Consider the following 12,479-nt stretch of genomic DNA (forward strand, 5'->3'; position numbering starts at 1 on the left):
CTCCCGCCAGCCAGTGCAGGTTGTGCGCATCCGGTTTTGCCTACGGTTATTTGACTAGGTTTATTTGCCTACGCCGGCGTCGCGTACATCGGCGATGCGGCCCAATATCGCACGGGTCTTGAGCATGGCGGTGTACGTGCAGTAGATGTGCTTGCGGACACCGGGGTTGGCGGTCACGAATGCGCTGACCGCCTGTTCGAGGTCGGGATCCGTGGCGGCGACCGGCACCTGGTCGTAGCCGAGGCGCAGCGCCATGTCCCAGGCGCGCACGCCGGAAACCATGGCGACGCCGGACGCGCGCAATGAGGTGAAGTCCACATCCCACAGCCAGCTCATATCGCGACCGTCCGCGTATTCGTCGTTGATGGCGATCATCGTGTCGGCATGCGACGGGTCGAAGCTGGCGAGCGAGAGGCGGAATCCCATCGGATTCTTGACCAGCAGCAGTTCGACCGGCGAGCCGTTGACATCGATGACCTCGCCGCGGCCGAACGCCGGCGTGACGCGGGCGACCGCGGCGATGAGCTCGTCGGCGCTGACCGAGCAGGCGTTGGCCGCAGCCAAGGCTTTGCGCGCCGCTGCTGCATCGCGCATCACCGCGCGCACCACGGCGAGCGCGGCGGCTGCGTTGTACAGGTTGTAGACGCCTTCGAGCCGGACTGCGGTGGCGTAATCCCGCCCGTCCATGTGGAAGGTGGCCTGATGGTCGCCCACAGCGGCGAGCGTCACGTCGGCGTCCTTCTCTCCCCCAGTCAGCTGCGCTGACAGTTCTTTTGTCAGAGGGGGCCGGGAGGTGGAGCCGTCTTCCACGCTGACGGTGGTGGCCATGTCGTCGTCGGAGGGGAAGTAGTGCTTGAGACCGTCCGCCAAGCCGAAGTAACGCACCGAGGTGCCGGCCGGAGCCTTGGCTGCGAGCGCGGCGATGCGCGGGTCCTCACGGTTGAGCACCACCGTGCCGGTGGTCGCTTCGGCCACGCAGCTCAACAACCTGGCAGTGGTGTCGATTTCGCCAAAGCGGTCGAGCTGGTCACGCATCACGTTGAGCAGCAGGGCGTATCGCGGCTTGACCTGCCTGACGAAATGCACCGCGTACGCCTCGTCCAGTTCCAGCACGGCGATGTCGGCATCCAGCTTGCCGCCGAGCGTCACTTCGGTGAGCAGTGCGGAGACCACGCCGCGCACGAAATTCGAGCCGGTGGGATTGGTGAATACTTTGAGTCCCAGATCGGAGAGCATCGAGGCGACCATACGGGTGGTGGTGGTTTTGCCGTTCGTTCCGGACACCAGCACCACGCCCAGCGGCAGCTGGCCCAGAGTACGGGTCAGGAAGCCGGGGTCGAAGCTTTCCACGATTCTTCCGGGAAGCGCCGAACCGCCATGCTTGGTGACGCGGGACGCGAATCGGACGAACCGGCCGACCGGCACCGTGGCGAACGCATACCACGGGGCGCGGGGCATAGGCGATGCGCCTCGACGGCCAATCACCGGGTGGGCGGCCACGTCCTTGTCCGGAACAGTCGCTTCATCCGAGTTCATCTGCCCCTGCGGTTCCCCGATAGAAGTCCCATCATGCGCAACAGTATGTGAAACAGCATGTGAAACATGCTGTTCAGCGTGTGGAACATCTCGTGAAACATGCTGTGCACTGCCTTGCACACCATGCTGCGGCGCATCAGAAGCAGTACTCGGCACTGCATCCGGCTCATGCTTGGCATCGGCCATGATCACACCCCCTGGTTGGCGTTGTAGTCCTGCGGCATGTCCTTGAACTTGGACGTGGCGCCGAGGAAGGCGAGATGGAAGGTCTCGGTCGGACCATTACGGTGCTTGGCCATGATGATGTCCGCCTCGCCCGGACGGTCCTCTTTATCATAGAAGTCCGGTCGGTGCACCAGGAACACCACGTCGGCGTCCTGTTCGATGGAACCGGATTCACGCAGGTCGGACAGCTGCGGCTTCTTGTCGTTGCGCATTTCGGGACCACGGTTCAGCTGGGACAGGGCCACTACCGGCACCTCCAGCTCCTTGGCGAGCAGCTTCAGCGCGCGGGAGAACTCGGAAACCTCCTGCTGGCGGGATTCGACGGCCTTGCCGGAGGTCATGAGCTGCAGGTAATCGATGACCACGAGCTTCAGGTCATTGGTCTGCTTGAGGCGGCGGCACTTCGCACGAATCTCCATCAGGGACATATTCGGACTGTCGTCGATGAACAGCGGCGCGTTCTGCATCTTGGTCCAGAACTGGTTCAGCGTGTTCCAGCGCTCGGGCGTGATGTCGTCCGCGCGGCGCAGCGCAGCCATCGGGATGTTCGTCTCGGCGGAGATGATGCGCTGGGCGAGCTCCACCTTGCTCATCTCGAGGCTGAAGACGATCGTGGTCATGTTGTGGTGCAGGGAGGCCGCGCGCGCGAAATCGATGCCGAGCGTGGACTTGCCCATGGCCGGACGTCCCGCGACGACGACCATCTGTCCAGGCTGCAGGCCCTGCGTCACATCATCGATGTCGCGGAACCCGGTCGGCACACCCTTGTTCACCAAGCCCTGCTGAAGCTTGTCCAGCTGGTCGAGGGCGTCATGCACCACCGGGCCGATGGCGGAATAATCCTGCCGCACCTTGCCCATCGACATCTCATAGACCTCGGATTGGGCGAGATTCACCACATCCTCAGCCTGCGAACCCTCAGCGGAATAGCCCAGCTGCGCAATCTTGGTGCCGGCGGCGATCACATTGCGCAGAATCGCCCGCTGATGGACGATCTCCGCATAATACATGGCGTTGGCGGCGGTGGGCACCGAAGCCACCAGACTGTGCAGGTAATCGGCGCCGCCCACCTTGTCCAGATTGCCGTCCGCCAGCAGCTGATTGGCCACCAGCACCACGTCCACCGGCTGACTGGCGGAGAACAGGTCGATGATCGCCGTATAAATCGTCTGATGCTTGGGCTGATAGAAATCGTTGACGTCGATGGTCTGCGAGACTTCGCCGATGGCGTCCTTGCTCATCAGCATGCCGCCGAGCACCGCCATCTCCGCATCGTCGTCATGCGGAGGGACACGGTCGAAAATCGGGTCGCCCGATGTAGTCGGGCCCTGGCCACCGCGCGCGCGGTCGCCGCCGTACCCATCCTGATACGAACGTTCACTTCCTTCTGCCATAGCCCCCAAGTATAAGAGCTCGATGTGTATGAACCGTCAGCAAGCCGTTCATCGAATCGTCGTCGAACCATCAGCTCGCCGTAAGCACTCCGTACGCGAGCCGTTCATATGGAATTCACCCTGAAGTCAGCGCCGCGACACGCGCGGGGCACAAATGTGGATAGAAAAATTAGTTATCCACATTTTGGGGATAACTAGGTGGATAATCCACTGAGTTATCCACATAATGGGGATAACTTGGTGGATAGTCTGGGGATAACCTTTCGGCGTGAAGGAGGCAGGTTGCGCAACGTAGTCAAGCATGATATGCAAGCGGACGTGCATCACCAATCCCCATCCTCCCGCGAGACGAACCGACGGATTCTCGCGCTGGCGCTGCCCACCTTCGGCCAGCTCATCGCCGAGCCCACGTTCATCCTCATCGACACGGCGATCGTGGGGCATATCGGCGACGCCGCGCTGGCCGGCCTGTCCATCGGCTCCACCATCATCCTGACCGCCGTGGGCCTGTGCATCTTCCTTGCCTACTCCACCACGGCGCAAGTGGCGCATCTGCTCGGCGCGGGCCGCCGACGCGAGGGCCTGCAGGCCGGCATCGACGGCCTATGGCTGGCATTGGGCATCGGTACGGTACTTGCGATCGGCCTGTTTGCGGCTGCCGAGCCATTGTGCCGGGCGCTTGGAGGCAGCGGCGCTGTGCTGACGCAGGCCACGACCTACACGCGCGCGATAGTCCTGGGCGCACCAGGCATGCTGCTGGTGTATGCCGCCAACGGCATCTTCCGCGGACTGCAGAAAGTCCGCATCACGCTGATCGCGGCGGTGAGCGGCGCGGTGCTGAACACCGCGCTTGATATGCTCTTCGTGTTCGTGTTCCGCTGGGGTATCGCCGGTTCGGGCGTGGCCACGTTGATTGCGCAATGGTATATGGGACTGTTTCTGGTGGTGCCGGCCATCCTGTGGGCTCGGGCGGACGGGGCGAGCCTGCAGCCCCGATTGCAAGGTATCGCGGCCGCCGGCGGCGACGGACTACCGTTGTTCATCCGTACGCTGGCGATTCGCGCGGCGATGGTGGCCACGGTCGCCTGCGCGGCCCGCATGGGCACTGCGGTGCTGGCAGGCTTCCAGGCCGTGAATTCCTCATGGAACTTCGCGATGAACATGCTGGATTCAGTGGGCATCGCCGGTCAGACGTTGGTGGCCACCGCGCTCGGCGCCGGCGACCGGAACCAGGCCCGGACGCTTACCCGCGCAACCGGCCGTGCGGGACTGATGGTCGGGGCGGTCATCGGCGTGGGATTCGCCGCGATTGGCTTGTTTGCCGGACGCTTCTTCTCCCCAACCGCGAGCATCCAGATTCTGGTGGCCGTGGGCATGGTCACGATGGGCGTCTTCTTCCCGCTGCAGGGCTGGATGATGGCGATTGACGGCATCCTCATCGGAGCACGCGATTATCGGTATCTGGCGGGCACCTGCACACTGACGGCGCTGGTGTACATCGCCGTCCTTGCAATCGTGGCCGGCGGCGTGGCCCCGCAGCTGCCGAACGATCTGCTGCGCACCGCTGTGCTGTGGACCGCGTTCAACATGGTGCTGATGGGCGGGCGCGGACTGTTCAATGGGCTGCGCGTGCGAGGTGATGGGTGGATGCGGTAGTCACAACAATTACGACTGTCTTCTCTCCCCCCACCCGGCTGCGCCGGGAGCCCCTCGTCAGAGGAGGCTCGGATTGCTACATGGCGGCGCGCACGGAGGCGTACATGGTGTGCACGATCTGCTCGCGCCACTTGGACCATCCGTATTTCTTGGTGATTGACTCGCCGGCGGTGGCACCGAGGGATGAGCCATCAGCCCGGGTCAGGTCGAAGAGCATATCCAGCAGCAGCTTGTCATGGTGCAGGCGGTCGGTCAGTTCGGCCGCCGTTGCGGGGTCATTGGGGTCCTTGCCGGTGGCGTATTCGGAAAGCGTCAGGTGCTCGCGGACCAGAATCGTGGCCCAGTCGATGATGTTCTGCGCATACCCCATACGTTTGAGGATCACCGGAACATGGCGGGCCCCTTCGGCCGCGTGGTCGGCCACGAACGCGCGTTTGCCGATGTCGTGCGTGATGGCGGCGAGCAGCAGCGTCTGATAATGCTCGTCATCGTAACGGCCGCCGGACGGGGTGTCACGCGTGATGCGCGAGGTGACCTCGACCATATGGCGGTCGATGGTGTACCGGTGGGCGGCCGATGCGGACGGACGGTTGCGGATGCCCAGCCATTCCGGCATCCATCGGCCCGGGATGTCCACGAAGTCGATGCTTTCCCACACATTCATGAGCTCCGGCCCGCAGGCGAGCAGCCGTACGAACAGTTCACGGGATTCAGCGTCCCATTGGTTGTCACGAATCGGACATTTCTTGAGATTGACCAGCGTGGACGGATTGATGGGCAGGCCGAATTCGCCCGAGGCCACAGCCATGCGCAACGCCAGTTTGGCGTCCTTGGCTGGTTCGACGCCGGGGGCGAGCACCAATTCGCCTTCGTGCTTGGCGATGCCGGGGGCCACGATGTCGAACTGCGGGGCCTCGCGTTTGCCGCCGGCACGCTGGGAGAACATCTGGAAGAACGCGAACCGAGGCTTCTCGTGGGTCAGCGAATGCTCGGCGCGGGATGCGGTGGAATCCAGCGCAAAGGAGATGCGGCGACCGAGCCGGGCGAGCAGCGTCTGCAGATCGTCAATCGAATAGGCGGCACGTTCGTCTTCCGGCCATGTCGGGTCGGCAAGGCCGAGCATGGCGGCCACCTTGGCCTGATACGGGGTGAGCAGCAGATTGGTGTCCTTGTTGGCTACCAGATGGATGCAGTCGCGCACGTCAAGCAGACGCTCCACGGCTTCGTCATAGCTGCCGTGCGGACGATCGGCCAGCCATGATGTGGCCAGGGCGGAGATCAGCACCGAATCGCGCAGACCGCCACGCGCCTCCTTGATGTCCGGTTGGTTGACGTACTGCAGCCTTGCGAACTCGTCAAGGCGTGATTTGGCGGAGTCCAGCAGTTCGGGCAGGCGTTTGCGTGCCGCCTTGCGCCAACGCTCGAGGATGGACGCAGCCGTGGTGCGGATAAGCTCGGTGTCGCCGGCGATGGGCTTGACATCCAACCATCCCATCGCAGCCGGCAGGTCATGGTCGGTGACCTCCTCGCACTGGGTACGGGTACGAATGGAATGGTCAAGGTCGAGGCCGCTGTCCCAGAGCGGATACCAGAGTTTGTTGGCCAGCTCGTTGAGCTGCTGGTCGTTCACGGCGCGCGGCTCATAGATGATGACCAGATCCAAGTCGGAGCTGGGACCAATCTGACCACGTGCCAGCGAACCGACCGCCGCGAAGCCGATGCCGGCCACCGGCACGGTGAACGAGACGGCCGCGCACGCCTCATCCCACAGCTGCGTGAGGCACTGCATGGCCAGTTCGGTGCGTGCTGCACGCTTTGCCGGGCCGTTCCGGTAGACACCGTCGTCATCCGGCTGGCTCATCGCCATAAATCGTTGCTTCAAACCATCTACTGCCGAAGTCATTGCCTCAGATCTTTCTTCAGATGTGCGCTTCTGCGTTACGAGGGGCTGTTTCAGGCTTTTCGGAACACCTTCCCGCAGCGGCCAAACAGCCCCTTGTAACGCAGTTGCAGCAGTACCCACGAGTTATCCCCATGTCCGAATGGGAAACAACCCACATATGACAGTCCCCGCACGGCGACAATCGCAACGTGCGGGGACCTTGTCTTATCGATAGTCCGAACTCCTGCATACCACCGGAAGCCCGGACGACTTATCAGATGGCGGCGGAACCGGTCTCACCGGTACGCACGCGGGTCACGGAATCCAGTGGGGCGACCCACACCTTGCCGTCGCCGATGGTGCCGGAGCCGGCGGACTTGACGATCACACCGACCAGCGTCTCGGCGTCGGCGTCATCGGCCAGGACCTCGATGCGGATCTTCGGAATCAGATCCACCGTGTATTCGGCACCGCGGTAGACCTCGGTGTGGCCGCGCTGACGGCCGTAGCCATTGGCTTCGGACACGGTCAGACCGTGCACGCCGGCAGCTGCGAGAGCTTCCTTGACGTCGTCGAGCTTATGGGGCTGGATGATAGCGGTGATCAGCTTCATCTCACTTCACCTCCTTGAGAACGGAGCTGGCAGTACCAGCAAAATCGTAAGCGCGTTCGCCCTGATCGACAAGGTCGATGCCGCTGACTTCCTGAGCTTCGGTGACACGCCAGCCGATGGTCTTCTCCAGAGCGAAGGCGATGATCGCGGTGATCACTGCGGAGTAGAGGATGGCGACGAGGGCGATGACCAGCTGCACGACGAGCTGCTTCCAGTCGCCGCCGGCCAGCAGGCCGGTGCCTTCACCGAAGAAGCCGATGAGCAGGGTGCCGGTGAAACCGCCGACGCCGTGCACGCCGACCACATCGAGGGAGTCGTCGTAACCGAACTTGAACTTCAGACCGCAGGCGAGGCAGGTCAGGATGCCGACGATCGCGCCGAGCACGATGGCCCACAACGGGGAGACCACATCGGCGGCCGGCGTGATGCCGACCAGGCCGGCGACCATACCGGAGGCAGCGCCCATGGCGGTGTAGTGGCCAGAGCGAATCTTCTCAGTGAAGCCCCAGGAGAGCATGGCGGCGGCGGTTGCGGCCGAGGTGGAGACCCAGGCATAGCCGGCGGTGCCGTTGGCTGCGAAGGCGGAACCGGCGTTGAAGCCGAACCAGCCGAACCACAGGAGGAAGGCGCCGAGCATCACGAACGGCACGTTGTGCGGACGGAACGGCTGGGTGCCGAAGCCCTTGCGCTTGCCGATGATGAGCACGATGATCAGGGCGGCGACTGCGGCGTTGATGTGGACGACAGTACCACCTGCGAAATCGTGGGCGGCGGCGCCGATGGCCTTGGAAATCGCGCCGTCAGCGGACAGCAGACCGTCATTCCACACCATGTGAGCCATAGGAGCGTAGTCGAAGGTGATCCACAGGGCCACGAAAATCATCCAGGTGCTGTACTTGACACGCTCGGCGATGGCACCGCAGATCAGGCCGACGGTGATCATGGCGAAGGCCACCTGGAAGGCGACGTCCACGGACACCGGGTAGTTGTTGGCATTGAGGCCGGTGGTGGTGAACACGCCATCCTGGGCCACCATGGAATCCTTGAGCAGGAATCCGCTGGCCGGGTCGCCGAAGATGCCGCCGATGTCATTGCCGGCGTAGGCGATGGACCAACCCCACAGGGTCCAGATAATCATGGTGACCGACAGTGCGGCCGCCTCAAGCATCAGCATATTCAGAACGGCCTTGGCACGAACCATGCCGCCATAGAAGAACGCCACACCCGGCGTCATGAGGAAAACCAGGGACGCGGATGTAAGGATCCATGCGGTGTTTCCGGAATCAAGCGCTTCCATGTCTACCTCCCTCTCTTTGTTCATGGCGTCGAGAGCCGGGTTTCAAGCCGGACGGTCGGCGTCTGTATTCCACTACATGCCGTCCCCCTTGTGGGGGCTAACAGTTTGTCAGTAAAAGCCGGATGCATTTTGGTTTCGTTACGGCACGTTACGCGATTGTTAAGCATGACTGGGGGTTTCCGCCATGCTCGGCGACTGGATTTCGGCGTTATTCCTAGGCGTATGAAAAGGCCCTGAACCATGTTACGAACATGATTCAGGGCTTGGTTTGTCATCGGATGCCGCTCCCGAGCGTTCACAACGTGGACGCAAGACCGTCAGTCACACTGGCAGCGTCTCTCGTAATCGTTCAAATGACATGCGCCGTGCTATCGCCCCCTCTGACGGAACGTTGCCTACAGACGAGCCAGCAAACCGCGCGCGCAGCGCGTCCGTACGGCTATGGCCCCCTCTGATGAGGGGGCTGTCAGCGTAGCTGACTGGGGGAGAGACCCGAAGAAGACGATCCACTAAGCGAGGATGCCGTCCACGAAGCCTTCCGGATCGAACGGGGCGAGGTCGTCCGGGCCTTCGCCGAGGCCGACGAGCTTGACCGGCACGCCGAGCTCCTTCTGCACGGAGATCACGATGCCACCCTTGGCCGAACCGTCCAGCTTGGAGAGCACCACGCCGGTGATGCCGATGGCCTCGGCGAACACCTTGGCCTGGGCCATGCCGTTCTGGCCGGTGGTGGCGTCGAGCACGAGCAACACTTCGGCGACCGGCAGCTGTTTTTCGGTGACGCGCCGGATCTTGCCGAGCTCGTCCATGAGATTGGCCTTGTTCTGGAGTCGGCCCGCGGTGTCGATGATAAGCACGTCCGCTTGGGATTCCTTGGCCTTGCCTGCAGCCTCGAACGCCACCGAGGCGGGGTCTGCGCCGTCCTTGTCCGAACGGACGACCGGCACGTTCACGCGGGCTCCCCAGGTCTCGAGCTGGTCGGCGGCGGCGGCGCGGAAGGTGTCGGCCGCGCCGAGCACCACGTTCTTGCCCTCCGCCACGAACAGACGCGCCAGCTTGCCTGCGGTGGTGGTCTTACCGGTGCCGTTCACGCCGACCATGATGATGACGGACGGCTTGTCCGCGCCCGGTTTTTCGGCGTTGAGGCGACGATCAGTGTCGCGGCCGACCAGATCGAGCAGCTTCTCCTTGAGGGTGGCACGCACCTCTTCCGGGTCAGATCGGCCGTTGACACGGGCGTCCGTACGCAGATCGTCGACCAGCTGGGCGGAGGCGTCCGCGCCAACGTCGGCCAGCAGCAGCGTGTCCTCGACGTCCTCCCAGTCGGATTCGGACAGATTGTCCTTGGTCAGGATGTTGAACAGCGCCTTACCGAACGGGTTGTCGGACTTGGCGAGCTTCGCCTTCAATCGTGTCAGTCGGGAACCGATGGATTCCGGGGATTCGGTTTTAGGTGCGACTGGGGCGGAAGCGTGCGCGGCGGGCTTAGGTTGCGTCGCAGTCGCGGATTCCGCGGTGACCTCTGAGGCAGCAGCACCGGCAGACGCAGCGGATCCATCATCCGCACCGGAGGCATGAGACGCCGGTTTCTGGCCGGACTGCGCGGATGCCGCAGCCTCGGCCTCCGCTTCAGCAGCCAAACGAGCATCCGCCGCGGCCTTGGCGTCACGGGTCCGCTTGTCATCCGGGGCTTGCTGACCCATCGCGCGATCGAGGTCACGTTTGCGGGACTTGGACAGCCAGATGCTCAGGGCGATCAGTACGACCGCCACCACAATCACGCCAACAATGGCGAGCAAAGTATTCGTATCCATACCTGCCAAGTCTACGCACGCCTTGGTATTGCTTTCCGCACACATCATGCGCACACATCAAAGAAGGCCGCGGCGTTCTTATCAGCGCCACGGCCTGAAGTAACGAAATGCGGATAGGCTCAGCGCACCATGGCGACGGCGCGCTTGATGTTCTCCAGCGTCTCCAGCGTCACCTCTCCCGGTGTCTGGTTCGCGGCGATAATCAGCTGAATCGCCTGCTGGTATAACGGCAGCGCCGACGCGGAGGGATTCAATGGGAGCGCGGAGACTTTCTGCTCGATGAAACGCATTGTCTCGGCCTTGCTCGAATCAGCGGAGCCGACACGCTGCTTGAGTAGCAGCACCTGCCCTTTGAGCTGCTCCTTGCTGGAAATCTTCGCTTCATGTTCGACGTGCTGCAGCGCGGTGTGATCGTTCGCCCGGACGTTGCCCAGCCAGAACACCACGACCACGGCGGTAATAACCAGTTCGACGATCAGAGGGAGGAACAAGCCCTTCGGCAAAACGAGCCGCAATCCGGTGGCCACCGGGTTAAGCACCGTGTTCCATGCGAGACCATACAACAGCGCGAACACGCACTGCACGAGGTATCCGACGATGGGGAACAGACCGTTCTCGGCTATGATGCGGTGGTACAGGTCGCGCCCCACCATTTGACGGCTCGCTTGCGCGTCGGCAACCCAGATGAGGACGGTGAACACCAGCATGAACGACAGCACGACGTACTGGGCAATGGGTGCGAACTCGAAAACAGCCAGCTGGAAGCCGAACGCCGCAATCGCCACCGCAAAGAATACCGTCGCGATGATCGAAGAAAGATAACGTGTCATGGTCGTGTTCACAGCTCCTTGAGGATTTCTGCCTTCTTGGACTCATATTCCTCGGTGCTGATGAGTCCGGCATCCGACATTTGCTTCAATTTCGACAGACGTTCCATGGGGTCGCCCTTGCTCGCGGACGGCTGAGCTGCGGTGCCGGACGCCCCCGGTGCCGCAGCCGCGGCCTGCAGGGTCTGTCCCATAAGCCCGGGAATCATCTGCCCCAATCCGGCGCCCATGGTCAGCCCCATGCCGGCGCCCATCAGCGCACCGCTCTCGCCACCCGGATTCGCTGCGGCCTGATTCATCGCCTCCAGCACCTGCGCCTGCTGGTAATTGGTGCCCAGCGTCTGATACGCCTGCTGCTGGCCGACCGCCGCCGCAGCGGCACCTGCGCCCGCAGCCATCTGCCCGAAGTACTGTTCGCGGTTCTTCGTCGCCAGAGCCTGAGCCTGCCGCCTCTCCTCATTGTCGAAGATCTTCATTCCGGAGATGTTGAAGTTCAGCATCTCCAGACCATACTCGCCCGCAACCGGCTCGAGTTCCTTCTGAATCGACTGGGAGTACGCGATCACGTTGGCCGGAGCGCTGATCAGCGGCTGGTTCCAATTGGTCAGTTCACGAGTCAGGAATGCCAGAATATGGCTCAGGAACTGGTTCCTGAAGAAATCACGGAGACTCTCCTGATCGGTCAGGTCATAGTTGCCGCCAATGAGAGTGGTCAGGAACAGTCCCGCATCTGAAACCTTGACCCTGTACGAACCCCGAGCCCCGACCTCGGTTTCCACGCCGACGCCAGTGAACTGATCGCCATACGCCTTGTCCATGACTTTGATCGGCGTATCGGTGCCCCACATGATTTCACGGCTCGTAGCGATGCGGACGAAATACACCACGCAGTTGAATGTGGAGATTCCCCCGGAAAGCGCGTTACGCAACCGTGAAATGAAGGGGTAATTGGAGGTGGTCAACGTATACGTGCCCTGATCGAACACCTGCTCGATATTGCCCTCATTGACGAATATCGCCTGTTCGCCGGGTTGCACCACCAGAGTGGAGCCATGATTGAAATCCTCTTCGGGATTGCGGAAGATCAATGTGTCATTTGCCGACCTGTTTTTTATGACATCGGCAAAGTGTTTTTCCCCACCTACGTAATTGATTTCATTAGGATTTTTACCGAATAGTGCCATCGCCATGTTCCTTTTCAGCGCCGAATTACTCTTGTAGTCATGGGCTGGACG

At 62.3% G+C, this 12,479-nt stretch carries 9 protein-coding genes; 1 reads left to right on the top strand and 8 read right to left on the bottom strand.

Annotated elements, in window-relative coordinates:
- Window positions 1-60: 60 nt before the first annotated feature.
- Both BW09_RS05130 and dnaB read right to left on the bottom strand, forming a co-directional pair.
- Complete coding sequence (locus BW09_RS05130) at window positions 61-1,458, bottom strand: Mur ligase family protein (protein WP_140463275.1); 1,398 nt, start codon at window positions 1,456-1,458, stop codon at window positions 61-63.
- A gap of 266 nt (window positions 1,459-1,724) precedes the next feature.
- Window positions 1,725-3,155 carry a replicative DNA helicase gene (dnaB, locus tag BW09_RS05135; RefSeq protein ID WP_044089337.1) on the bottom strand — a complete coding sequence of 477 codons (1,431 nt, stop codon included), beginning with the start codon at window positions 3,153-3,155 and terminating at the stop codon, window positions 1,725-1,727.
- Between the two features lie 306 nt (window positions 3,156-3,461).
- Between dnaB and BW09_RS05140 the strand changes: the two genes are divergently transcribed.
- Entirely contained in the window at window positions 3,462-4,811 is a 1,350-nt protein-coding gene (locus tag BW09_RS05140) for an MATE family efflux transporter (protein WP_140463272.1), read from the top strand.
- Between the two features lie 76 nt (window positions 4,812-4,887).
- On the opposite strand, the gene BW09_RS05145 is transcribed toward BW09_RS05140, so the two are convergent.
- The 6 genes from BW09_RS05145 to BW09_RS05170 form a co-directional block, all read right to left on the bottom strand.
- Entirely contained in the window at window positions 4,888-6,714 is a 1,827-nt protein-coding gene (locus BW09_RS05145; RefSeq protein WP_140464786.1) for a nucleotidyltransferase domain-containing protein, read from the bottom strand.
- 253 nt (window positions 6,715-6,967) lie between these two features.
- The gene (locus tag BW09_RS05150) at window positions 6,968-7,306 is read right to left on the bottom strand and encodes a P-II family nitrogen regulator (protein ID WP_003828096.1); all 339 of its coding nucleotides are present in this window, start codon (window positions 7,304-7,306) and stop codon (window positions 6,968-6,970) included.
- A 1-nt stretch (window position 7,307) separates the two neighbouring features.
- On the bottom strand, window positions 7,308-8,603 hold the full coding sequence (locus BW09_RS05155; RefSeq protein ID WP_140464788.1) for an ammonium transporter: 1,296 nt from the start codon (window positions 8,601-8,603) through the stop codon (window positions 7,308-7,310).
- 509 nt (window positions 8,604-9,112) lie between these two features.
- Window positions 9,113-10,417, bottom strand: coding sequence for a signal recognition particle-docking protein FtsY (gene ftsY / locus BW09_RS05160; protein ID WP_181161757.1), 1,305 nt, complete (start codon window positions 10,415-10,417; stop codon window positions 9,113-9,115).
- Between the two features lie 119 nt (window positions 10,418-10,536).
- Window positions 10,537-11,247 (bottom strand): hypothetical protein, encoded by a 711-nt coding sequence (locus tag BW09_RS05165; RefSeq protein ID WP_044089415.1) that lies wholly within the window; start codon window positions 11,245-11,247, stop codon window positions 10,537-10,539.
- An 8-nt stretch (window positions 11,248-11,255) separates the two neighbouring features.
- The gene (locus BW09_RS05170) at window positions 11,256-12,332 is read right to left on the bottom strand and encodes an SPFH domain-containing protein (protein ID WP_258184996.1); all 1,077 of its coding nucleotides are present in this window, start codon (window positions 12,330-12,332) and stop codon (window positions 11,256-11,258) included.
- Window positions 12,333-12,479: the final 147 nt, after the last annotated feature.

The sequence above is a fragment of the Bifidobacterium sp. UTCIF-1 genome, from assembly GCF_006408915.1.
GTDB lineage: Bacteria > Actinomycetota > Actinomycetes > Actinomycetales > Bifidobacteriaceae > Bifidobacterium > Bifidobacterium reuteri.